We start from the raw sequence: 24,018 nt of genomic DNA, 5'->3' as shown, positions 1-24,018 counted from the left end.
GCCGCGCCGTCCTTGAGATTGACTACGGCGCCCGAGCGGTACGGTGCGCTCGAGGAACTGCACCGGTTTAACCGGGACGTTCCCGGTTCGGATGGTCAGCTGTCGGAGGTCGACGGCATCGCGAACGACGCTCCAGAAACCGACTTGGGCTCAGGCCAACGCTGGGTCACGACCTTGCCGCGGGTGTAGAACTTGATGCCATCCGGTCCATAAATGTGCAGGTCGCCGAACAGTGAATTCTTCCAGCCTCCGAAGGAATGCCAAGCAACCGGTACGGGCAACGGCACATTGATACCGATCATGCCTACACGGACCTTGCGCTGGAACGTACGCGCCACGGCACCGTTGGAGGTGAACACCGCAGTTCCGTTGCCGTAGGGGTTCGAGTTGATGATCTCGATGGCCTCTTCCAAGGATTCGGCACGGATGACCACGAGGACGGGTCCGAAGATCTCCTCCTCGTAAGCGCTCATTTCCTTGTTGACCTTGTCCAAGATGGTCGGGCCGACGAAGAAGCCCTCTTCGTGGTCCTTGACGACCAGGTCGCGACCGTCCAGCACCACGGCTGCGCCGGATTCCTGCGCTTCCCCGACGATGCGGGTGATGCGGTCCTTGGAAGCCGGGGTGATCACGGGACCCATATCGGCCTCCGGATCAGTGCCTTCGGTGACTTTGATCCCGGACGCCAGATCCTTGACGCGGGAGACGACCTCATCTGCGGCATCGCCCACGGCAACGGCCACTGAAATGGCCATGCAGCGCTCACCGGCAGAGCCGAAAGCGGCCGCGTTGAGGTGCTCCGCCGCCATGGTCATGTCGGCATCCGGCATAATCACGGCGTGGTTCTTCGCCCCGCCCAACGCTTGGACGCGCTTGCCGTGTTGAGTGCCCGTCTCGTAGACGTACTTGGCGATCGGGGTCGATCCCACGAACGAGATGCCGTCGACGTCGGGATGGGTCAGCAGTCCGTCGACCATTTCCTTGTCACCGTGTAGCACGTTGAACACACCGTCCGGAAGCCCTGCGTCCTTCCAGAGCTTGGCCAGCAGCAATGAAGCGGAAGGGTCCCGTTCCGAGGGCTTGAGGATGAATGCATTGCCGGTAGCAATGGCCACGGGAGCCATCCACAACGGCACCATGACCGGGAAATTGAAGGGAGTAATACCGGCGACAACGCCCAGCGGCTGGCGGAAAGAGAACACGTCGATTCCGGTGGATACCTGTTCGGAGTACTCGCCCTTGAGATGCTCGGAGATGCCGCATGCGAATTCGACGACCTCGAGGCCGCGAGCCACTTCGCCCTTGGCATCCGAGAGAACCTTGCCGTGTTCGGCGGTGATGATCTGGGCCAACTCGTCCACATGTGCGTGAATGAGTTCGCGGAATTTGAAGAGGATCGCGGACTTCTTGGCAATGGACATGTCTGCCCAGGTTTCGCTGGCCTTCTTCGCGGCGGCGACCGCCGCCTCCAGGTCTTCTTTCGCACCGAGGTGGAGGTTTCCGGTCACGGCGCCGGTGGCCGGGTTGTAGACGTCCTGGCGTCGCTCGCCCGAACCGTCTGTTTCACTTCCATTGATGAAGTGCTTGATCTCTGTAGTCAACTTCTTCTCCTCACGAGAGTTAGAGCCAAATTCTTGCACTCGGCGGGGGTTAGGAAATCCTCTGATCAGCCCAGGAGAGGCTTTTGCGTGGATTTCTTGTTTTCGTACACCTTGTAAGCGTCCTGTGTGGATGACAGCTCGGAAACTGAAGCAACCGGAACATCCCACCAAGACTCGGAATCCGGAGCATCGATCATCGGGTCCGAATCCACGTGAATCAGGATCGGGCCGGAACCTTCAGGGGCCGCCTTCGCCTGCTGGACGGCTGCGCCCAGATCTTGTCCGACGTTCTCGCCAGATTCGACCCGAATGACCTTCACGCCCAACGACTCGGCGTTGGTTGCCAAGTCGATAGGCAAGGTCTCGCCCGAGTCGAAGGACTGACTTTCGTCGTCGTGGTACCGGTATTTAGTGCCGAATCGCTGCGATCCGAGAGACTCCGAGAGCGCTCCGATTGAGGCGTATCCGTGGTTCTGGATCAGGACCACGATCAACTTGATGCCTTCGGCAACTGCGGTCACGAGCTCGGTATGCATCATGAGGTAAGAACCGTCGCCTACCATCACGACGACGTCGCGGCCGTCCCCTTCGTGCAGGCTCGCGCGTTTGACGCCCAACCCGCCGGCGATTTCGTAGCCCATGCAGGAGAACGCGTATTCGACGTGATAGCCGTACGGGTCCTTGACGCGCCACAATTTGTGCAAGTCGCCCGGCAAGGATCCCGCCGCACAGATCACGACGTCGCGGTCGTCCATCGCATCGTTGACGGTACCGATGATTTCGTTCTGCGAAGGCAGCGGCCGGTATCTCTCGGCGAACGCCGAATCCGCGATCTCGTCCCATCGCTTCTTCTCTTCGGTGACCCGCTCAGACAATTCGTCCGAGACGTGGATGCCGGAGACGGCTTGGTTCATCTTCAGAAGGGCTTTGCGGGCATCCGCGACGACTGGAACCTGAGTTCCGTGCTTATAGGCATCGAAGGATGCGACATTGATGTTGACGAAGGAAACGTCGGCGTTCTGGAAAGCGGTGCGGGAAGCCGTTGTGAAGTCCTCATACCGCGTGCCAATACCGATTATCAGGTCAGCCTCGGCGACCAGAGAATTGGACGCGGTCGACCCGGTCGAGCCCACCGCACCCAGGCACAGGGGATGATCCCAGTCCATCACGCCGACCGCGGCCTGCGTGTAGGCAACCGGGATTCCCGTGGCTTCCGCGAACGTGCGGAGCTCATCTACAGCGAATGCGTAATGAACGCCGCCGCCTGCGATGATGACCGGGTTCTTGGCCGAGCGGATCTTGTCCATCGCTGCACGAATGTCCTCGTCCTCAGCGTCCGGACGGCGAATACGCCATTCGCGCTGGGCCAGGAACTCTTCGGGCACGTCGATGCGCTCGGCCTGGACGTCTTGCGGCAGTGCGATGGTCACGGCACCGGTTTCGACGGGGTCCGTCAGCACTCGCATCCCGTTGAGGAGCGCGGAGAACAGCTGCTCCGGACGCCACACACGATCGAAGTACCGGGAGACCGGACGAAGGGTGTCGTTGACGGTGATGTCGTACGCATCCGGGCGTTCGAGCTGCTGAAGGACCGGATCGTTTGCCCGTGTAGCGAAGACGTCCGAGGGAAACAGAAGCACCGGCAACCGGTTCGTCGTCGCGAGAGCCGCACCCGTCACGAGGTTCGTGGAGCCCGGGCCGATCGATGTTGTCGAACCGTAGGTCGCACGACGACGAGTGTGGCGTGCGTACCCGGTGGCCTGATGAACCATCGCTTGTTCATTGCGACCCTGGTAATAGGGCATGATGCTGGGATCCTGGCCCTGGAACTGACGCAGCGCCTGCCCAACCCCGGCGACGTTTCCGTGCCCGAAGATGCCGAACATACCGGGAATCGTTCGCTCGCGGTATTCCTCGTTGCCGACGCGGTCTACGGTGTACTGCTGTCCCAGGAAGCGAACGAGCGCCTGCCCGACGGTCATTGTCTGAGTAGTCATGATGTCCTCTCTTGCTCCGCGCTATTTCCGCTTGTCCTGCAGGAGTGAGGCCGCGGTTGCGACGGCACCGGCGACGTCGCCGTCCTCCGGATACAAAAGCGTGCGTCCTACGGTCAGTCCCTGGACCCCCGGCAGCGCCAGCGCGTCCTGCCAGGTCGCGAATATTTCATCGGGGGCGGATGTGGGGTCGCCGCCGAGAAGCACGGTGGGCAACGTAGTCGAAGCCATGACCCGTTCCATGTCCTTGACGACCGGCAGCTTCATCCACGTATAGGCGCTCGATGCACCCAATGCGGAGGCGATGCCGACGGATTTGACCACGGCTTCCGTCCTGAGATCGTTGACGATCCCACCGTTACTTGTGGTCGAGATGAACGGTTCGACCATGGCGTAAAGACCGTTCTCGGCCAGTTCGTTCACTGCCTCGGCGCAGGCCTGGAGCGTTGCCGTGGTGTTCCGGTCCTCGTAATGAATGCGCGTGAGCATCTTGCCGCCGTCCGCGCCGAGCTTCTTGAGGGCCTCGGCGTTATGGCCAGTGAAGCGATCGTCGATCTCGTTAGTCAGCCCGGAGAGGCCGCCTCGGTTCATCGAGCCGAAGACGAGCTTTCCGTCTAATGCCCCTAGAAGGAGCAGATCGTCCAAGACGTCAGGAGAAGCCAGGACGCCGTCGACCGCGGGGTTCTGCAGAGCAACCCGCAAACGATCCAGGAGATCGCGACGGTCGGCCATGGCTTGGGGGTTTTCCCTCACCTTGAGCGCCCCGCGGGCTGGGTGGTCTGCAGCCACGATGAAATTCTGCTTGCCGTAGACGATGCCGGCGTGACGGGTGCGAGCATCGGCGGCGCGCTGTACGGCATCGGGATCTTCGAGGCGGATCCGAGTCAGCCTCTCGTACCGCGTGGGGTCGGTCGAACCGATCTCCGGTTCCGGGAAGAGAAGCGAGGAACTTTCCGCGTGCTTTTGCGCGTTGCTCATGCTGCGAAGCCCCTTCCGCGCTCGTTCAGCAGTCCCAGGACCTCGGCTGTGGTCGGCATGTCTTCCGAGCAGGCGATACGCGATGCGACGATGGCGCCGGCGGCGTTCGCGAAGTCCAGCACGTGCTGAAGCTCCCACCCGGAAAGGATTCCATGGCAGAAGGCTCCGCCGAAGGAGTCACCGGCCCCGAGACCGTTCTTGGTTTCAACGGCAACGGGTTCGGAGACCACCGTCTGATCTGCGGTCTTCGCCATGACCCCCTTGGATCCCATTTTGACGACGGCGATCTTGACGCCGGCGTCGAGCAGACGGTCGGCCTGCACTTCAGGCGATCCGTCGCCCACGGCCACGGCGCACTCTTCACGGTTTCCGATCGCGATGGTCACGTACTTCAAGTTCTCTTGAACTTGTCGGGTCGCGTCGTCGATCGAGTCCCAAAACATCGGGCGGTAGTCCAGGTCCAGGATCGTGTGCTGGTCTTCCCCAAGCTCCTCACGGGGACGAGCCTGATGTGCATGGAGCTGAGCCGATCGGCTCGGTTCCTGGCAGAGACCGGTCACAGTGGACCAGAAGATTCGCGCGTCCTTGACGGCCTGGGTATCGATGTCCTCGGACTTGATCTGCAGGTCCGGGGCGGTCGGGAAACGACCGTAGAAATACAGGGGGAAGTCCTCGGGCGGCATGATCGCGCAGAAAGTTGCTGGCGTCTGGAGACCTTCCACGGGTGCCACGTGGGCGTCGTCGACGCCGTAACGCTTCAGTTCACGGTGAAGGTACTCGCCGAAGGGGTCGTCGCCGGTCCGGGTGATCACGGCAGGTTTGCGTCCGTGCTTGGCCGCCGCGACCGCAACGTTCGAGGGTGAGCCTCCCAAGTACTTGCCGAATGAGGTCACGTCCCCCAGGCCCACTCCGATGTCATTGGGGTAGATATCCACACTGATTCTTCCCATGGTGAGCAGGTCATAGCTCATGAGCTGGCCGGTCCTTCCCGTGGTTCGTCTTCTGCGAGAGCGCCCTGCCCGCAGCCGGACTGGCTGCCTCGCCTGGCGATGCGCCTCGGACCACCGGAGTGATCCGCCTTACTCCCTATAGAGTGCCCCATCGGACTTTGTCCTGTCAATGTTTTGTACAGACAAACTACGTCATGATGTGTACTCTGGCGTGACGGGAGTTACTTCCACACCCTTTGGTGTCCATCACCCGCTCCCGTCCGACCGCAAAGGAGCTTGCCATGAAGCTGGGCGTGTACAACGCAATCCTCCACGATCTCGCCCTCGACGAAGCACTCGACGAAGTGGCCAATCTCGGTCTGGACGGAATGGAAGTAAACTCGGGAGGCTTCCTCCCACCCGCTCATCTGCCGATCGACACAATTATCGACAGCGATACTGCCGCCCGTGACTACTTGAAACAGTTCGAGGATCGCGGCCTGGAGATTTTGGGTCTGAACTGTAACGGGAATCCGCTCAATCCTGATCCCGCTATCGGTCCGGACGACGCCGATGACATCCGACGCTCAGTCCGGGCGGCGGCAGCCCTAGGCCAGAAGCGGGTCGTCACGATGTCCGGCCTGCCAGGATCGGACCCGGGCGGCCGCTACCCTGCTTGGAACGTCAACACCTGGGGTTCCCACGCGCTGGATTCCCTTGAATGGCAGTGGGACCGAGCGAGCGAGTTCTGGACCGAAATCGACCAGCTCGCCAGGGAGAATGACGTCAAGGTCGCCCTGGAGCTCCACCCTCAGAACCTCGTATTCAATCCACCAACAGCACGGCGTCTGGTGGATCGGATCGGGGCCACCAACATCGGCGTCGAGCTCGACGCATCGCACCTGTTCTGGCAGCAGATGGATCCGGTCGCATGCGTTCGCTGGCTGGGCCCCTTGGTTTTCCATGCCGCGGCCAAGGACATCCGCGTCAATCGTGAGAACGCCGAGATTTACGGGGTACTGGACGAGCGCTTCCGCCGCCTGGGGCCGGACGAGAAGCGCACGCATATGGGTGGCGACGAATACGCGAATGAATGGCCGCAGGATTCGGCATGGGATTTCGTGGCGGTCGGCATCGGACACGACGCCGACTACTGGGCCGAGTTCCTTCGCGCACTGGCAGAAGTCGAGAAAATCACGGGTGAGGAGATGTGCGTGAATATTGAGCACGAGGACACGTCGATGGGCGCGATCGAAGGACTTCGGCTAGCCACCAAGACCCTTTTCGACGCCGCGGACCAAGCGGGAGTCCGCTAGCGCCCCTGGTCAGGAGATGGACACAGCCCCGCCCGCCCAGGCTGAGGCCTGGAGCGGGGACCGTGTCTTGCAGTCACCAGGCAACCGGACCATTGATGTCGGTGAAGGTACCGGTCGGCCCGTCGGCTGCGATCGTGGCCATGGCTACGGCCTGGCGCGCACCGTCCTGTGGGGTTCCTGTGCCGTGGTGATTGTTCAAATCCGTGGCAATGAACCCTGGGCACACGGCGTTGACCAGAATCCCGTCGTCCTGCAGATCACGCGCGTACATGATCGTTACCGCGGTCAGAGCCGTCTTGGACGGCACATACCCCAGTGCAATCGGGTCGGGATTCGAGAAGTCGGAGATGGCCGTCAACGATCCAGCACTGCTGGATACGTTGACGATCCGCGGCGTTTTCGAGTCCTGAAGGAGGGGCAGGAAGGCACTGGTGACGGTGATGACGCCGAACACGTTCGTTTCGAAGACGTAGCGGATGTGATCGACGTCCGCGGTTCTAGGTACCTGACCGGAAAAGTCGGCCCCGGGTTGGTTGCTGATCCCAGCGTTGTTGATCAGCGCATCGAGGTGACCGTGCTGTTCTTTCACCGTCTTCGCCGCCGCTGCCACCGAGGCTGGGTCGGTCACGTCGAGGGCGACGGCGGTGACATCGCCTCCGCGTTCCCGGAGTTCGGCCGCAGCTTCACGACCGCGCTCACGGTCGCGTGCTCCAATGATCACGGTGTGCCCCAGATCTGCGAGCTGGCTCGCGATTTCACGGCCGATTCCTTTGTTTCCGCCCGTCACCAGAGCGATCATGGGGGTACTCATCAGGTTTCCTGCTTTCCGCGGGGGATCTCGTCACTATGAGGGTGCCAACACTAGTCCGGCTATCCGACGACCGTCTATAGACAGAGCCGTCAGCCCGCAGTATCCGTCTTGCGTCGAGGCGTTCAGTCGTCCGCGCGCGGTGCCGCCGTGCTTCCGGGTTCGATGAGGTACGGCGCTTCACGACGAGATTTCCTCGTACTCGCGGGATTGTCCAAGAGCTCGACCATCGCGTCCACGGCGCGCTCCGAGAGCTTGGACGGGACGTACCCCACGGTGATCAGGTCGATGAACGCGAGGCGCGCGACGCTACTGTCATCGAGTCCCGCTACGGATACCTCCGAGGGAACACCCACACCCGCCCGTGCAAGCGTTGCGAGAATACCGGCGGCACAGCGATCATTTCCGCCCAGGATCGCCGTCGGCAAAACGGTGCGCGACAGGATCGAGCGCGCCGCCTGCACCCCACCGGATTCGGTGAAATCCGCCAAGGGTCGGCAGGCAGTCGTCGAGGCCGCGAAGGCGTCTCTCTAGAAAAGCGCGATCTTGTCCGGTGCCGGGAAGATCTCGTCAAGCTTGGCCAAGTCCTGGTCGCTCGGAACCCATGAGGCGGAAGCAGCGTTGGTGCGGACCTGTTCCGGCGATGTCGCTCCGGCAATCACCGAGGAAACCTGCGGACGCGAAGCCAACCAGGAGAAAGCAACCTCCAGCGGGCTGAGGTCCCGCTCGTCGGCGAAGGCTATAAAACGCTCGATCTGTTCCCAATTGGTCGATTCCAGCAGGCCCGGTTTGGAATGGGACAGTCGTGACCCGTCCGGCGCCTTGCCGTTCCGGTATTTGCCCGTCAGGAGCCCATTGGCCAAGGGGAAATACGGCAGTACACCGATTCCGAACCTCTCGGCAGCGGGGAGGACTTCAAGTTCGGCGCGGCGGTCGAGCAAGTTGTAGTGGTTCTCAGCCGCAACATACCGGGTCCCGTTGACTCCGCGCGCCAAATGGTCGGCGTCGGCGATCTGCCACCCGGTGTGATTGGAGGTGCCGATATAACGTACTTTGCCTGCTCGAACGACGTCATCCAGGGCCGCAAGGGTTTCTTCCGGCGGGGTGATGCCGTCCGGTGTGTGGTAGAAGTACAGGTCGATGTGATCGCGGCCCAAGCGTTCCAGGGAAGCGTCCAGAGCCCGGTTGATGTAACGGCGAGCACCACGAGCGCCGTGATCCGCGCCGTTTGTCCCTTGCATGTCCATACCGAATTTCGACACCACCACGACATCATCCGCGGCGCTGCCCAGCCCGCTCAGTGCTCGGCCGAACATCCGCTCAGAGGTTCCGGGCTCCTTGCCGTAGACGTCCGCGACGTCGAACAGAGTGATGCCCGAGTCCACCGCGGTCTTGATGACCGCGTCCGTGCCTTCTTGGGTTTCAGTCGGTGTGCCAACACGACCGAGATTGTTACACCCCAATCCGACGCTGGAGACGACAAGTCCCGAATTGCCCAATGAACGATATTCCGGCGTAGAAGTCATGGTTCAACCCTAGCCGTGAGCGCCCAAGGCCATAACCCTGACGGCAGGAAGAAACGGTCGGTTCTGGAAAATTCCTTCCGAATGAGGCTCGTGAAGCAACTGGGGAAGCACCAAATCAGGACGGTTCCAGGACCGGGACGGTGCGTCTGCGGAACCTCGGCGCCTCTGCGGATGACCGGGAGAGCGCCCCCGCTGGCCCATACCTGGCCTCCCCAACCGGAATTTCACCCTCAGCTCAATGCATTAGACTCACCAGTAGCGGCGTCGCTTCTCCCTCCACTTGGGATAGAAGAGACGCCTCTACCTTTTGAGGCGGCTGAATCGGACCACGTCGTGGCCGACCCCTGTTTTCGAGAACGCGGTCGGCGTCGAGCCCCAGGCACCCCAACCCCATCCATCGAGAGAGTATCTACGGATTTTCACGAATGACTTCTGAGAACACCGCGGCTCCCAGCCGCCCCAACCATCCCCGAAACGGTTTCGACCGCTTCTTCAAGATCACGCAACGCGGTTCGACCGTTGGCACCGAAATTCGGGGCGGTCTGGCCACATTCTTCGCGATGAGCTACATCGTGGTCCTGAATCCACTGGTCCTCGGCATCATTGCCGATGCCAATGGTTCGGAACTCGGCCTGGCCCGCGTGGCAGCGGCAACCGCTCTGATCTCGGGCGTCATGACCATCCTGATGGGGGTGATCGCCAACCACCCATTCGCCATGTCGGCAGGCCTCGGCATCAACGCATTTTTGGCCGCCACCATCGCGACGACGCCCGATCTCACGTGGCCCGACCTCATGGGTCTTGTGGTGTGGGCCGGCATCATCATGTTTCTACTGGTCCTCACCGGTTTCCGAACAGCGGTTTTCAACGCTGTTCCGCAGTCCCTCAAGACCGCCATCGTCGTGGGTATCGGTCTGTTCATTTCGCTCATCGGCTTCGTCAATGCGGGTTTCATTCGACGCATGCCCGACTCCGCCGGCACCACGGTTCCGGTTTCATTCGGCGTCAACGGCGATCTCATCGGTTGGCCGATTCTCGTGTTCATCGTGGGCCTCTTCCTCACGATTGCCCTGATGATCCGCAATGTGCGCGGTGCAATACTGATCGGCGTCATCATCTCGACCATCCTGTCCGTCATCCTTGAGGCCGTGGCACCAGCAGGGTCTTCCACAGATCGACCGACGGGATGGTCGCTCGTGTCCCCCGAGATTCCCCACCAATGGGTGGGACTGCCCGACCTGTCCCTGATCGGCAACTTCGACATGTTCGGCGCGTTCCAGACCCTCGGTGGGATGGCAGCATCCCTGATGGTCTTCGCGATCTTGCTTTCTGTCTTCTTCGACGCGATGGGCACGTCCGTCGGTCTCGCGACCGAGGCCCACAACATCAGCGAAGACGGAAAGATCCCTGACATCAACCGGGTTCTCGCCGTGGACGCAGTCGGTTCCATCGCAGGTGGGGCCGGGTCGGCGTCCTCGTCCCAAATCTTCGTGGAGTCCGCGACCGGCATCGGCGAGGGCGCCCGCACCGGCTTTTCTGTGGTCATTACCGGAATCATGTTCTTGCTGGCGATGTTCGTGTCACCATTGGTCAACATCGTGCCGTTCGAGGCCGTCGCCCCGGCTCTCGTCGTGGTCGGATTCCTGATGGTCCGCCAAGCGGTCCATGTGAAGTGGGACGACTGGGGCCTCGGCATCCCGGCGTTCTTGACCATTGCCATGATGCCGTTCACCTACTCCATTGCGGACGGTATCGGCGCCGGCTTCGTCTCCTACACTTTTATCCGCGTGGTTCAAGGCCGGGCCAAGGATGTTCACCCGCTCATGTACCTGGTTTCCGTGGCTTTCATCGCCTACTTCGGGATGGGCGTGATCCAGGGCTGGACGAGCTGACCTGCCTCACGTCGGTCCTCAGGCGGCCCGCCTCGACGCCGGACCGGTAACCAAACCCTCGTGAAAGCACCGCCCCATCGAAGACGGTGCGTTGAAGCTCGACGATACTTCGGCGAACTGCGCAATCTCTGCCTCGGGACCGGGACCCTTGTTGCTCAACGTGTAATGCAGCTACTTCTCGACACCCAACGCAAGCCAGGACAGATTCACCCATGAGTTGAATTGGCCCGTAATGATCAATCAGCCCACTTCATAGCGTGCCGGTACCCTGGTTCGTATGGCATTGATTTCCGACGATCAGCGATGCCCCTGCGGAACAGGGGAGGTTTTCGGCGCATGTTGCGGCCTGCTCATCACGGGCCGCAACACCGCCCCCACCGCCGAGGCCCTGATGAGGTCCCGATTTACGGCTTTCGCAATTTCCGAGGACGCCTACCTCCTGTCCACATGGCACCCGAGCACCCGGCCGGCGTCCCTGGAGATGGACGAATCGATCCGATGGCAGCGCCTGGACATTCTCCAAACCGCCGGCGGCCCGTTCGATGACACCGCCCGCGTCGCATTCGCGGCCCACTATCGCTCCCAACCCGGGACTCCCGCAGACAAGCGCGTCAAAGGCACCCAGAGGGAAGACAGCCGCTTTGTCCGCGAGAGCGGCCGGTGGTTCTACGTGGACGGAGACCCGCTCCCCGCCGAATAGCGGCCCCCGTCCCGCCAGAGCCCAGAACACAATCTCGGATTCGGTTCCAGCCAAGCCCCTCAGGCCACTCCCTCCGGGCCGGCACCACCCGTCGCAGGCTCGAACCGCACCGACAGCGCCGCGATGTACGAGTTGACTTGCCGAGAAATCTCAACGGCACTCACCCTGGTGCACGGGTCCGTCGAGTAAATCCAGTGACCCATCGTGACCACGATGCCGCCTGCAATGAAGAGCGCTCGCTGACGGGCCTCGGCATCCAGGTCCTCGTATGCCGTGTCGAATACTGACTCGGCTATTCGTTGGGCCACCCAGTGGACGAAGGCCCTCCGTGCTTTGCCGAAGACTTCGTCCCCGCCGAGTATCGGTTCGTAGAACCCCGGCACCTCCCGGAGATCCTCGAAGAACGAAACAAGCTCGCTGTCCCGGGGCACCCCGGCACCTTTGTGCCACATCTCGAGGTGGGCGATGTCTACGAGTCGATCGTGCAGAAGCTCCGCATAGACGTCGTCCACCGTCGTGAAATGCTGATAGAACGTCGGCCGGGAAACCCCTGCCTTCTTGCACAGCTCGGAGACCGAGACTTTCCAATCCCATTGCGGTGAGGCCGCGTCGAGAAGTGCTTGCTTGAAGGCTCGACGCGTATGGAGGATACGGGGATCGGCAACTTCTGCGTTGCTCTCGCTCGTCATGGTGCTGCCCTCATATTTTTCGAAGTGTTGACCTATCTTACACCTGATGCCCAGGTTTACGGGTGTAAAGTGTCCCCCATGTCAGTTCAGCCTCAGCGGTTAACCGCCCAGAAGATCCCGACGAAATTCGTCCTTCTGGCCATGCTCTTCCCCTTGTTCATGGCCTTTGCATACCCCGGCTCATACGTTTCTGCTTTCCACAATCCGCATCCCAGGGACATGAAGATCGAAGTCATTGGGACCTCGCAACAGGCTTCGCAGATCAGCCAAGAAATTACGAGCCAGGCGGATGACGCCACTGACGTCAAAACAGTTCCTGATGTGCAGACCGCCAAGGACGATGTCACGAATTTGAACACTCGTGCCGCCTACGATCCGAGCAACGGCAATGTATACGTCGCCTCCGCGGGCGGCCGCCAAGCGACCCAAGCCGCTGAAGGGATCTTCTCCCAAGTCGCCCAGCAGTCCCAGACCAACCTCAAGGTCCAGGATCTGAGGGCCCCCACCGAGAACGACTCCACCGGAACCTCGTTCCTCTACCTGATCATCGGTGCCGCGATCGCCGGTTACATGACCGCCTCCATGATCAGCGCCTTCGGCGCCCGCCTTCGACTCCGAACCAAGCTCTCGGTTCACGCGGTCATGGCGATCATGGCCGGTGTCATCGAAACCGCGATTTCCTTCGAGATCTTCGGGTCGTTCGACGGCCACATCATGCCCGTGGCCCTCATCGTCGCGGGAACGTTCTTCACGGCGTCGATTGTCCAGCTGGGCTTCGTCGAATTACTCGGGACCGCCGCTGCTTTGATCGGATTGGTGATATTCGTGATCCTGGGAATTCCGGCGACCGGCGTCGCCGTCTCCTTCGACATGATGCCTGGGTTCTTCCGCGTCATGCATCAGCTGTTGCCCACCGGTGCGAGCTCGGAGCTGATGAGACGCTGCCTGTATTTCGACGGTCACGGCATCGGGCCTCAGATCCTGGTACTCGCGGTATGGCTGGTCGTGGGCGCCGGTCTGCTCTGGATGGCCTCCCTCCGCTCTCAGCCCGCTTCCGCCATTGGCTCCGAGGAGCCGCGCCGGCCGCGTCGTGCCCCGGATGAACCGCTCCTGACCGCTTATGAGGACGACGCCGTCCCGCCCGAAGGCGACGCCAAGTACGCCTCCCAGCCCACTCGATAGGAATAGAGACTTCTCATGACTGAAAACCGTTCCTCATCGGAGACGCCGCAGCCGGAAGAATCCGGTTCCACATCTGCTCGTCACCGGTCCAGCGCTCACCGGAAAGCGACCCGCAAAGAGACTCTCATGTCGGCACCGCCGGCCTCCGGGATCGGCGTGCACACCGATCCCACCAAGCCACCGCGCAAGGTCAATCAGGCGTTGACCACCAAGCGCATGGTAACCATCGGTATGCTGTTTCCGCTTTTCATCATGGTCATGATGCCTTTGGTCATGACCGGCATGACTCACCACCTCACGCCTCATCATATGAAAGTGGCTGTCATCGGTTCGGAAGAGCAGATGAAGCAAACCGCAGAAGATCTGGACAAGCAGACCGCGAGCTCATTCGACGTTTCCCGAGTGGGCTCCGTGGACCAGGCCGAGAACGACATTAGGGACCACACGCTACGGGCCGCCTACAACCCCGCGAGCGGGGATATGTACTTCGCCGGAGCCAACGGGCCACAGGTCAAGTCGGCAGTAACCAACCTGTTCTCATCAACGGCTCAACAGTCCAAGACGAACCTCACGTCGCACGATATTCAGCCCGCGTCATCGGACGACAATCTGGCGAACATCGCCGTCTACTTGGCGCTAGGAGCGGTGCTGGGCGGATTCATGGCAGGAATGATCCTGGGCATGGTCCCGGTCTCCACCACCCTCCGAGTAATTCTGGGACTGGTCATGCCCGCAATCGTGGCTTTTGGCGAGATCTTCTACGGCTGGGGAATGTTCGGCATCTTCGATTCGTCCGCCGTCGCCCCGTGGTTCATGTTCTACCTGTTGGGGCTCTCGTGTCTGGCGGTGACCACCGGCGGAATGCTTGTCATCGGGCCCGCGATGATGCCGCTGTCGATGTTGCTCATGCCGTTCCTCGGTATGGCCGCGTCCGGCATCAACGGTCCACTGGATATGATCAACGGCTTCTACGGCGGCGTGCACCCGTGGCTGTTCTCGGCTCAGGGGATCGCGGCTGTCCGCGACGCGGTGTACTTCCCCGACGTCTCGCTCGCACAGCCCGTCTGGGTCATGATCGCCTGGACCGTTGGCGGGATCTTGCTTGCAGTTCTGGGCACCTTGCGGCAAAAGCGTCGGCACCTGTTTGCACAGATGAACGAGGTGCAGGAAGCGACCTCACTGATCCCGGCCGTCGCGGTCGCGCCTTAGAACAAAAGAGGGTGGCACCGCCCGGTTCACTTCGGCGACCGGGCGGCGGGCTCACTCCCGGTCGCGCTTCGCGGCAAAACCGGAGGCGAACCGTCTGGTCCACGCCTCGTCTTTGAAGTGCGCAGGAACCGCGCCGCCCAGGAGCTCTCGGGCGAGTCCCGCGGCATCGGGATCCAAGGCATCGGGAAATGGCGTATCCGAAGCCAGGAGAATGATGTTACCGTAACGGCGCCCCTTGAGCATGGGCGGGTCGGCGATGCATGCGACGTGGGCAAATACCTCGGACAGTCCCGCAATTTCCGATCGTGCCCCCGCAAGCTCCCGCGTATCCCCGCAATTGGCCAGGTACAGTCCACCCGGCGAGAGCGAACGGTGCACGTGCTCGAAGAACTCTACAGTCGTGAGTGGAGAAGGCGTCTTCGCGCCGGCAAATACATCCCGAAGGACGACGTCACGCGAACCCTCCACAAACGACTCGGTGACTTCCCGGGCTTCGCCGACTCGTATCTTGACCGTAGGGGCCCGCGGGATATCGAACCACTCGCGCACGGAAGCGGCCAGCTTTCCATCCAATTCGACGACGGTGTGACGGCTCTGCGGGTATACCGATGCGAAATAGCGGGCCATGGAACAGGCACCGCCACCCAGGTGGGTCATGCGGAGCTTGGACGGCTCGAGATGCCGGTCGATGAAATGGTTCGCCGCAGAAGCGATCCAACGCATGTACTCGAAAGCGAGCTCTTGAGGCTCCCCCACGACCACGTGACTCGACTGCACACCGTTGATCTTGAGCATCCAGGCGTTGGGGTGAAAAGTGTCCCGTTCGAGTTCCGCCGTACCCGTGTCTATGGGGTGCTCCCCCTCAACGGGGCCGCTCACGCTCCCCTGAAGGGAGGCCACAGTCTTCTGCGTCTTGTTCTTTCTGCCCACGTCACCAGCCTACCCGCGCCCGAAAACGGTGCCCTGCGGCATCCTCAAGTTAGCTTGCGTGGCCCGCTTCCATGGAGGAAGCGGACCACAAACGTCAACTAGACCGCCTGATACTTACATCGGACCTGTCGTCAAAGTTACCGAATTTGGTGGCCGATAAGCAGTGTCCAGTGGACCGTCTCCACTCCTTCTGGTGGCAAGCCAGAATTACCGTCGATGGTTTGTGCGAACCCGCCGCATTCCTCCCCTGCTCTGAGGTGACGGCGGGCACCCGTTGAACTCAGCGCGTACACAGAATCACGCCAGGCTGGTTATTTCCCACGACCTTCGTGGAATGCGCGTGCATTGTCCGCATACCAGTCCAAAACGGTCTCGTCCTCGGCGCTGGCCCGGTTCAGATTGGTTGTCTCTGCCCCCTGATACAGCTTCTTGACTGGTATTTCCAGAAGTTTGCCGGTGCGAGTTCTCGGCACAGCGGGAGCTTCGATGATCGCATCCGGGACGTACCGGGGAGACAGCTGGCTGCGGATCGCCTGGATGACCCGCTGCTTGAGATCATCGGTGATCCTCTTGCCCGGCCGCGGAACGACGAACAGCGGCATGTAGTAGTCTCCTCCGGCCAGCTCAGCACCGATGACCATGGAAGCCTCCACACCATCCACCTGATCCACCACATCGGTGATGTCGGCAGAGCCCATCCGAATGCCGCCGCGGTTGATGGTTGAGTCCGAACGCCCATGGATGATCATGCGTCCGTCCTCGAACTGGGTGGTCCAGTCACCCTGACGCCAGGTTCCTGGGAACAGGTGGAAGTACGCGTCTTTGTAGCGCGTCCCGTCCTCATCGTTCCAGAAGTAGAGTGGCATGCTCGGCATGGGAGTGGTCAGGACCAGCTCGCCGACCTGGTTCCAAATACGCTTGCCTTCGGGACTCCAGGATTGAGCGTCCACGCCCAGGTATGAGCCCATGATCTCGCCTCGATACACATCCATGAATGGATTGCTTCCGACGAAAGCGCTGGTCACATCCGTACCGCCAGAATCCGACCCCAACCGGACATCAGCGCTGATGGCCTCATAGACCCACTCCCACGTGGGATCCGGCAGTGGAGATCCCGTGACCAGAATGCCGCGAAGCGCAGAGAAGTCGTACCGAATTTTTGGATAGGTACCTCCACGATGCGCCATGGTGAGAACGCCCGCGCCTGTGCCGAAGAAAGTGATCCCGTGGCGGGCGACTAGTTCGAGGGACTTGTCCGGACCATTGTGCCCGGGTGAGCCATCATATGTCAGGATCGTTGCCCCCATCATCAGGTTGCCCATATGCAGATTCCACATCATCCATGTGGTTGCGACCGCAATATAGGCTCGGTCGCCAGGATGAACGTCGGCGTGGAGCCCGATTGCCTTGAGGAACTCCAAGATCACCCCACCATGGGAATGGACTATGCCCTTGGGCTTGCCCGTGGTTCCTGAGGAATACAGGATCCAGAGCGGATGCTCGAACGGAACCTGCTCATATCGGGGCTCAGCCGAGACCTGGGTGATCTGCGAGAAGCGAAGCGCATCCTCCGCGATATTTCCGACGTCCTCGGGATTGCACTGATCGACCACGATGAACTGTTCAACGGTCGGTAGCACCTCGCGGAGCTGATCGACCGTTCCAGTCATGTCCCGCATTTTGCCCGCGTAGTCATAACCGTCCACAGTGAACAAGACCTTCGGCGCGATCTGTGCAAACCGGTCGGCGACACCGGTTGGACCAAAGTCTGTGTTCACCACGGACCATACGGCACCGACGGCAGCCGTGGCCATCAGCGCGACGACGGTTTGTGGAATATTTGGCAGCACCGCGGCCACGCGATCTCCCGGCTTGACACCGAGATCCCGGAGCTTGTGCGCGAGGGAAGCGACTTGGGCCTCGAGTTCGCCCCAGGTGAGTTCGATGGACTCCGCCGTCTCATGATCACCGATGACGGCGACCTCATCCGGGCTGGTCTTCGCCGTCCGCAATGAGTTCTCGGCGTAGTTGAGTCTGGCACCGGGGAACCACCGGGCCCCGGGCATCTCGCGAGTGGTCAGGACTTCTTCCGCCGTTTGGGTGGCTACAACACCGAAGTAGTCCCAGATGTCCTGCCAGAATTCCTCCAGATTGTCGACGGACCACCGGTGCAGTGACACATAATCAGGGACCTTGATACTGTGCTTCTTCTCCGCCCAGCGGGCGAAGTCGTACATACGGGATTTTTCAACCTGTTCACGGCTCGGCCCCCACAGGAAGACGTGCTCGCGCGGAGTCTGTTCGGTAGCTGTTTGGGTCATCTTCAATCCTTATTCCTTCCAAATCACCTGGGTTCGGTCAGTCTTGAAATGGCCCCTGAATACTGTGCTCAGCGGCCAGACGTTTGACCGCTTCACGATCACGTCGGTCTAGCGCATCAACCAGGTTTGAGTGAAGCTTGTATCGATCGCGTATATAACAGGCCAGCGGTCGGGTTTTGTCGGATTCCACCGCGACGGTATGGCTGCGGATCATATCCAAGAGGCTCACGTAGATTGAGCGCAAAGGCTTGTTCGGCGTCACGCGGGCGATCGCCTCGTGCAGCGACCAGTTTGCACGCAGGAAGTCCAGGTAGTCCCCGGTTTCCATGGTCGTTTCCATCTCCTCAAGAGAGCGGCGCATCCGCGCGATATCGGCTGCCGAGCTATGTTCCAATGCATCTTCGATCAACAGCGGATCCAGCGCGTCACGAATGCGCACGGCATAACCGACATCTGAGGCATCCGCATCAAGCCGCAAAAGCGAGTTCCCGAGACGAGCAAGTGGGCTCGGCGCTACCGAAAACAGCCCTCCACCTGGCCCAGTCCTGGTCGAAACCAGGCCACGAGATTCCAACAACCGCACAGCCTCGTTGAATGTGCCTTTCGATACACCAATCCGCTCTCGGAGCTCTTTCTTGGTCCCCAGGTGGGCTCCCGGCGAAGCGGCTTCTGCCCAACGGCCAAGAACGAGCGCAGCCTGCTCGGCACGGCTCAGCGACGCTTCCGCTCCGGTCAACATCTGTGTCATGAATCTTCTGAACCCCTCTCATGCTCATGGCTTTGCCCCTCATGAGGTGCACTTCCCTCAAAGATTCTTTCACTTCGTGCTTGACAGGTGATCTACCTTACGTCCAGTCTATACCTATTGAGCATGACTAATAAGGCTCAATACAGATCAATCGATGGAGATGGATCATGAACGCTGAAACCCGAGCACCTCAGCACACGGACGTGACGGTTGTGGGCGCCGGCCCGGTGGGGCTCGGGCTTGCGCGGCTCCTTGGCCTTCAAGGCCACTCCGTGGTGGTGATCGAGCGACAAAATGCCCCGTACCCTCTACCCAGAGCGGTCGTTTTCGACGACGAGATCGGGCGAATTTTCCAGAACATGGGCTTGGCCGAGCAAGTGCGCAAAATCTCCGCGCCGGTCCCCGACCACTACGAGTGGCGGAACCGCGATGGTAGGACCCTGCTCTCAATGGACTGGTCGGGGACCGGCAACTGTGGTTGGCCGGTCGAGAGCTTCTTCGCCCAGCCCGAGCTCGAAAGAGTCCTTGCCGAGAGCCTCGAGGAAATGGACACGGTCACGGTTCTCCGGGGGACCGAGCTGGTCTCCCTGGAAGACCAAGGAGACTCCCTCACAGCGGAATGCATCGGCCCCAACGGCGACTTCGAGATCGAGGCGCAATTCCTAATAGGTTGCGATGGCTCCAAGAGCACGGTCCGTGAGGCACTCGGGATCCAGATGAAAGACCTGGGTTTCCGTTACGACTGGCTGATCGTAGATACCTTGCCTCAGGACGATCTCGAGTGGTCGCCGCAGAACTGGCAACTCTGCGACCCCCGACGGCCTACAACGCTTGTTTCCGGCGGCGTAGGGCGTCGCCGTTGGGAGTTCATGCGACTGCCAGGAGAGGATCCTGCCGAGCTCAATACCGAAGAGCGCGCGTGGGAACTGCTCCGCGGCTGGGACAGGACTGCCGAAAACACCGAGATCGAGCGACGGGCCCTCTACACGTTCACGGCCTGCTGGGGTCAAACCTGGAATCGCGGCCGCGCCGCGATCGCAGGTGACGCTGCCCACCAGATGCCGCCTTTCGCCGGCCAGGGCATGTGCTCGGGACTCCGCGATGTCGCAAACCTTGCCTGGAAGCTCGACCTCACACTGACAGGATCCGCAGGGCCAGCCATCCTGGATACCTACACCAGCGAGCGTAGCCTACACATCCGCTACGCGATCGCTATGTCGGTGGCTCTTGGCCAGGTTATCTGCGTCTTGGACGAGGATCAGGCCGAAGACCGAGACCAGCGGATGCTCGCCGGCGGCGGCGATCCCGCCAAGGTCCTACCGCTGACGGAGTCCCCAGTCCTCGGGGACGGAATTACCGACCGAGCGGCGGCCAGCGCTTCAAACAAGGGAACTCTCGCCCCACAGTTCGCGGTGGCCGATGGTCTGCTCGATGAAGTGACCGGGCCCGGGGCCGTACTCCTGACCAAAAACCACCGCTCAGATACACGTCCCCGGTCGTTTTCGATCGAAGAACTAGGCGATCCTACCGGTGCATGGACCAGGTGGTTCGACGAGATCGACGCGGATGCCGTGATGATCCGCCCTGACCACTACATTTTCGGCGTAGCCGATGCCAGCAGAGCAGCGGCCCTTTATGACCGCTATACCGCCGCCTTCACCTCAACCATGGTCCCGACCACTATCTAAGGAGATCACCATGACTAATAACCGACAGTACAACCGCCCGACCACCGCACCGAAGTTCCACCACACAACTTTCACGACCCTTCACTTAGACGAGATGGTCGAGTTCTACGAGAAAGTCGCCGGGCTGCAACCGGTCTACTACGGGGAAGATGCTGCGTGGCTGTCCAATGACGAAGCCAACCATCGCATCGCGCTTCTGGCCTTTCCCGACCTCAAGAAGCCCGAGGACAAGGGACATACGACCGGACTTCACCACACCGCATTCGAATACCCGGATTTCGATTCCTGGATTCTGAACTATAAGCGTCTCAAGCGTCTGGGCATCCACCCGTTCGTCGCGCTGGACCACGGCATGACCATGTCGGCCTACTACCTCGATCCCGAGAGCAACGGTGTGGAGATTCAGGTGGACGCTTTCGGTGATTGGCAGAAATCTCGGACCTGGATGTATTTCTCAACGGAGTTCGGAGAGAACCCGATCGGCGAGCACATCGACATGGAGAAGATCCTCGCTGCTTATGAAGAGGGCCAAAGCATGGAGGAAATTCACCGCAGGGCACGCAATCAGGAGTTCCTGCCCGCTGAGATCCCGGATATCCATCTGCCCGAGGCTTGGTAAACCACTTTCATCCCACCTAAGGAGACTCATGAAAATCGCTAACCTGTCCAACCGTGTCGTGCTGATCGATTCGAAGGGGCGCGCCGTCGACGTTGAAAGGGCCAGTTCCGGAAAGTTCGGACCCGCCGCTCAGGATATCTACACCCACTGGTCCGAATTCTCCGCCTGGGCGGGCCGAACCGACATTTCCTCCATTACAGCTACGGACTACGAGGCCACCGAACTCGGATCACCCACGCCGGAGCCGCGCCAAATCTTCGCAATTGGCCTCAATTACAGTGAGCACGCGAACGAGTCGGGATTCCAAGAGCCCGATAAGCTGCCGCCGATATTTACCAAGTACGTCTCTGCGATGACCGGTCCAGTCAGCTCGGTCGAGTTACCGAGGGATGGCAACACGGACTGGGAAGTCGAGCTGACCGTGGTGATCGGCAAGGAAGCTCACCTGGTGTCCAAGGACCAGGCGTGGGACTATGTGGCCGGCCTCACCGCGGCCCAGGACCTATCAGAAAGAATCACCCAGACTAACGGCCCGGCTCCGCAGTTCGGTTTCGGCAAGTCCTTCCCGGGCTTCCTACCTGTAGGCCCGTACGTGGTCACCCCTGATGAGTTCCCCGACCGAGATGCGATCAGCCTCTCCTGCGAGATCGATGGGGAAACGATGCAGGCCGGCAACACACGGGATCTGATCTTTAGCGTCGCGCAGTTAATCGAGGGAATCTCTCAAGTCGTAACGCTCTACCCTGGCGATTTGATCCTCACCGGAACGCCTGCGGGAATCGGCAACGGACGGAACCCACCGCGCTTCCTCCAAGCCGGTGAAGTGTTGACCTCACGTATTGAAGGAATCGGCGAGCTGCAGCAGTCCTTCACAGGCCCGGTGGCGTAAACATCGAACTGCAGCGTTAGCCCCCCCCCCCCCCCGACTAGTCGACCTCCGAGGACGCAATGTGAACACCCCCGACCTCTCCTGGATCTTTGATTTGGAGCCGGCCTGCAAAGCCGGGGAGCTGTCAACTGTGAGCTCCGGCTGGCGGGTCAAAAAGGCGAGCGCCGCACTGGGCAGCGGTCCGGTGACCTGGGCAGTCGAGCTCGGCAGGAGTATGGCCGCAACGATAGCCAGCGAGGTCCCTGGCCATCGATCGGACAACGGCTCGGATATCCTTCGGATGGGCAACGAATCGGTCATACTTCAAGCGCTGCTCGAATTTTCCGGAGTTCCCAGCGGCACCCTCGTAACTGACGACGCACTCGGTGGTGTCCAAGATTTCGTCCAGAGGCAACTGACCATGGAAGACATGCTGAGGGGTATCCGATTTGGGCATTCGTTACTGACCGAAGCCCTTCTGGACGAATGCATACGACGAAGTGATCCTGATTTGGCCCGTCAGCAAATGCGCTTCATCTCAGGGCGCATGTTCGAGCTTTTCGATGACTTCGCCCTGCGCATGGAACAGGAATATCACCAGCAAGAGGCACAGTGGGCCCAGAGCCAAACTGCCAGACAAATTCGAACGATCGAATCCATCGTCCAAGGCCACAGCATCGACGAGTTGGCCGCGGCCCGAATCCTCCGCTACGACCTGAAGCGAACACATGTGGGTCTGGTTGCGTGGAGCACCGAGCGGAACATGGACGCGGAAGATGGCAGTGCCGTCAAAGCCCTCAGGAGGGCCTTGAGTGATGTAGGCGTCGGACAAAGTCTAGTGATCCCCGCACACCTGGGCGTGGCCTGGGCCTGGACCTCAGGCGGGTGCACCACTACTGAACTAGCTGGGCGCCTCCGAGCTTTGCGCCTTCCTTCCGATCTACGGATCTGCATCGGCTCGGCTGGCATGGGCATCCAGGGATTCCGCACCTCCCACGACGACGCCGAAGCGGCTTTTGCTCTAGCTTCCACAACGTCGACGCCCGGTCACGTGATCGAGCACTCTGACGTCGATACTGCCGGACTACTCCTGGAGAATCGCGTTCGCGCCAGGAGATTCGCTGTTAGTGAGCTCGGCAGGCTATCCACCGAGCAAGCAACGGTAGCAGATCTGCGGAAAACTCTGGCCGTCTATCTGGAAACGTGCGGAAGCCCGCAAACCGCATCGGAGAGGCTATCGGTATCCCGAAATACCGTGACTTACCGCGTCCACAAAGCCGAAGAGCTTCTGGGCCGAGATGTGTCCGTTCGCCGCTTTCAGCTACAGGCCGCCCTGGAAATCCTCGCGCGACTCAGCAGTTGAGACCTTCAGAGTTCTCCCCACCAGGTTAATGATTCTGTCGGTAGGTGACGGCCCGATCCGGCGTTGAGCGGAGCGATTCTGCTCTTGCAATAGACAAGGGGCTGTTCGCGGCAAGACGTCGTATCATAGTCCTGGACCCTGCCCAAGAAGCCCAGGTGGTCGCCCGCGGTTACAACACTATCGAGCCGGCAGTCCATCCAGAGCACTGCCCTTCTCAAACGCGGCATGCCGGAGAGCGACTCGCAGAGCTCGATGTCGTCGAAGCGATCCGGAGCTGAGGAAGCGAACCGATAGCACTGAGCCTCGGCTCCTCTCCCGAGCACGTTAACGCCGAACCATCCGGAAGCTTCGATTACGCTAGCAGTTCTAGAGCCCCGCTGGGCAAAAAAGATGATCATCGGTGGATCATAAGAGGCGCAGGTCAGCGAACCCACTGTCATGCCAAAGGGGTCGTGCCGATCGAGTGCCGTAACCACGGATGCTCCGGTGGGGAGGTGGCCTGCGGCCCGTCGGAACCTGGTCGCCGCGTCCGGTCCGGTCAATGGCGTTACCCGTGCGGTCGTCATGATGAGTTCCTCCTGCCTGAGACGCCGGGCCCTTCGCCCAGCGCAGATTCCTTCGGGGTATTGCTGGTTACCATTCAACGCCGGCCCAACC

Annotated in this window: 21 protein-coding genes; 9 read left to right on the top strand and 12 right to left on the bottom strand. The window is 60.8% G+C overall.

The genetic code is table 11. The annotated features are described in order from the left end of the window. Positions 1-95: 95 nt before the first annotated feature. The 4 genes from sake_RS01340 to iolC all read right to left on the bottom strand — a co-directional run bounded on the left by sake_RS01340 (position 96) and on the right by iolC (position 5,544). The gene (locus sake_RS01340; protein WP_129358500.1) at positions 96-1,601 is read right to left on the bottom strand and encodes a CoA-acylating methylmalonate-semialdehyde dehydrogenase; all 1,506 of its coding nucleotides are present in this window, start codon (positions 1,599-1,601) and stop codon (positions 96-98) included. Positions 1,602-1,666: 65 nt separating this feature from the next. Continuing rightward, positions 1,667-3,583, bottom strand: coding sequence for a 3D-(3,5/4)-trihydroxycyclohexane-1,2-dione acylhydrolase (decyclizing) (gene iolD, locus sake_RS01335; protein WP_371811965.1), 1,917 nt, complete (start codon positions 3,581-3,583; stop codon positions 1,667-1,669). A gap of 36 nt (positions 3,584-3,619) precedes the next feature. After that, the gene (locus sake_RS01330; protein ID WP_243155716.1) at positions 3,620-4,573 is read right to left on the bottom strand and encodes a deoxyribose-phosphate aldolase; all 954 of its coding nucleotides are present in this window, start codon (positions 4,571-4,573) and stop codon (positions 3,620-3,622) included. After that, positions 4,570-5,544, bottom strand: coding sequence for a 5-dehydro-2-deoxygluconokinase (gene iolC / locus sake_RS01325; protein ID WP_129358499.1), 975 nt, complete (start codon positions 5,542-5,544; stop codon positions 4,570-4,572). The genes sake_RS01330 and iolC overlap by 4 nt, the downstream gene beginning before the upstream one ends. A 260-nt stretch (positions 5,545-5,804) precedes the next feature. On the opposite strand from iolC, the gene sake_RS01320 reads away from it, so the two are divergent. Continuing rightward, positions 5,805-6,818, top strand: a complete 1,014-nt coding sequence (locus sake_RS01320; RefSeq protein ID WP_178945291.1) for a sugar phosphate isomerase/epimerase — start codon at positions 5,805-5,807, stop codon at positions 6,816-6,818. Positions 6,819-6,891: 73 nt separating this feature from the next. Here sake_RS01320 and sake_RS01315 read toward each other — a convergent pair whose 3' ends face one another. The 3 genes from sake_RS01315 to sake_RS01305 all read right to left on the bottom strand — a co-directional run bounded on the left by sake_RS01315 (position 6,892) and on the right by sake_RS01305 (position 9,152). Next, positions 6,892-7,629, bottom strand: a complete 738-nt coding sequence (locus sake_RS01315) for an SDR family oxidoreductase (RefSeq protein ID WP_178945290.1) — start codon at positions 7,627-7,629, stop codon at positions 6,892-6,894. A 122-nt stretch (positions 7,630-7,751) separates the two neighbouring features. Then, positions 7,752-8,117, bottom strand: coding sequence for a substrate-binding domain-containing protein (locus tag sake_RS01310; RefSeq protein WP_178945289.1), 366 nt, complete (start codon positions 8,115-8,117; stop codon positions 7,752-7,754). A gap of 39 nt (positions 8,118-8,156) precedes the next feature. Then, entirely contained in the window at positions 8,157-9,152 is a 996-nt protein-coding gene (locus tag sake_RS01305; RefSeq protein WP_178945288.1) for an aldo/keto reductase, read from the bottom strand. Between the two features lie 425 nt (positions 9,153-9,577). On the opposite strand from sake_RS01305, the gene sake_RS01300 reads away from it, so the two are divergent. Together sake_RS01300 and sake_RS01295 are read left to right on the top strand one after the other, a co-directional pair. Further along, positions 9,578-11,044: an NCS2 family permease gene (locus sake_RS01300; protein WP_129358494.1), complete on the top strand. Its 1,467-nt coding sequence runs from the start codon at positions 9,578-9,580 to the stop codon at positions 11,042-11,044. 277 nt (positions 11,045-11,321) lie between these two features. Then, positions 11,322-11,744: a YchJ family protein gene (locus sake_RS01295; protein ID WP_129358493.1), complete on the top strand. Its 423-nt coding sequence runs from the start codon at positions 11,322-11,324 to the stop codon at positions 11,742-11,744. A gap of 59 nt (positions 11,745-11,803) precedes the next feature. On the opposite strand, the gene sake_RS01290 is transcribed toward sake_RS01295, so the two are convergent. Next, positions 11,804-12,433, bottom strand: a complete 630-nt coding sequence (locus tag sake_RS01290; RefSeq protein ID WP_178945287.1) for a TetR/AcrR family transcriptional regulator — start codon at positions 12,431-12,433, stop codon at positions 11,804-11,806. Positions 12,434-12,511: 78 nt separating this feature from the next. Between sake_RS01290 and sake_RS01285 the strand changes: the two genes are divergently transcribed. Together sake_RS01285 and sake_RS01280 are read left to right on the top strand one after the other, a co-directional pair. Continuing rightward, the gene (locus sake_RS01285) at positions 12,512-13,615 is read left to right on the top strand and encodes an ABC transporter permease (protein WP_178945286.1); all 1,104 of its coding nucleotides are present in this window, start codon (positions 12,512-12,514) and stop codon (positions 13,613-13,615) included. 15 nt (positions 13,616-13,630) lie between these two features. Next, positions 13,631-14,824, top strand: a complete 1,194-nt coding sequence (locus sake_RS01280) for an ABC transporter permease (RefSeq protein WP_129358490.1) — start codon at positions 13,631-13,633, stop codon at positions 14,822-14,824. Between the two features lie 51 nt (positions 14,825-14,875). Here sake_RS01280 and sake_RS01275 read toward each other — a convergent pair whose 3' ends face one another. The 3 genes from sake_RS01275 to sake_RS01265 form a co-directional block, all read right to left on the bottom strand. Beyond that, complete coding sequence (locus sake_RS01275; protein WP_129358489.1) at positions 14,876-15,754, bottom strand: spermidine synthase; 879 nt, start codon at positions 15,752-15,754, stop codon at positions 14,876-14,878. Between the two features lie 311 nt (positions 15,755-16,065). Beyond that, positions 16,066-18,075, bottom strand: coding sequence for an acetoacetate--CoA ligase (locus sake_RS01270; protein WP_129358488.1), 2,010 nt, complete (start codon positions 18,073-18,075; stop codon positions 16,066-16,068). Between the two features lie 37 nt (positions 18,076-18,112). After that, positions 18,113-18,823, bottom strand: a complete 711-nt coding sequence (locus tag sake_RS01265) for a FadR/GntR family transcriptional regulator (protein WP_129358487.1) — start codon at positions 18,821-18,823, stop codon at positions 18,113-18,115. Positions 18,824-18,990: 167 nt separating this feature from the next. Here sake_RS01265 and sake_RS01260 point away from each other — a divergent pair, with 167 nt between their 5' ends. The 4 genes from sake_RS01260 (at position 18,991) to sake_RS01245 (ending at position 23,361) form a co-directional block, all read left to right on the top strand. Next, a complete protein-coding gene (locus sake_RS01260; RefSeq protein ID WP_178945285.1) occupies positions 18,991-20,511 on the top strand; it encodes a bifunctional 3-(3-hydroxy-phenyl)propionate/3-hydroxycinnamic acid hydroxylase in 1,521 nt (506 codons plus the stop codon). A gap of 10 nt (positions 20,512-20,521) precedes the next feature. Then, the gene (locus sake_RS01255) at positions 20,522-21,130 is read left to right on the top strand and encodes a VOC family protein (protein ID WP_129358485.1); all 609 of its coding nucleotides are present in this window, start codon (positions 20,522-20,524) and stop codon (positions 21,128-21,130) included. Between the two features lie 28 nt (positions 21,131-21,158). After that, the gene (locus tag sake_RS01250; protein ID WP_129358484.1) at positions 21,159-22,019 is read left to right on the top strand and encodes a fumarylacetoacetate hydrolase family protein; all 861 of its coding nucleotides are present in this window, start codon (positions 21,159-21,161) and stop codon (positions 22,017-22,019) included. Between the two features lie 61 nt (positions 22,020-22,080). Then, a complete protein-coding gene (locus tag sake_RS01245) occupies positions 22,081-23,361 on the top strand; it encodes a CdaR family transcriptional regulator (RefSeq protein ID WP_178945284.1) in 1,281 nt (426 codons plus the stop codon). 5 nt (positions 23,362-23,366) lie between these two features. Here sake_RS01245 and sake_RS01240 read toward each other — a convergent pair whose 3' ends face one another. After that, positions 23,367-23,927, bottom strand: a complete 561-nt coding sequence (locus sake_RS01240; RefSeq protein ID WP_178945283.1) for a flavin reductase family protein — start codon at positions 23,925-23,927, stop codon at positions 23,367-23,369. Positions 23,928-24,018: the final 91 nt, after the last annotated feature.

This window comes from Kocuria sp. TGY1127_2 (assembly GCF_013394385.1).
Lineage (GTDB): Bacteria > Actinomycetota > Actinomycetes > Actinomycetales > Micrococcaceae > Rothia.
The sequence above is the reverse complement of the archived record's forward strand: the minus strand, read 5'-3'. Positions and strand labels throughout refer to the sequence as shown.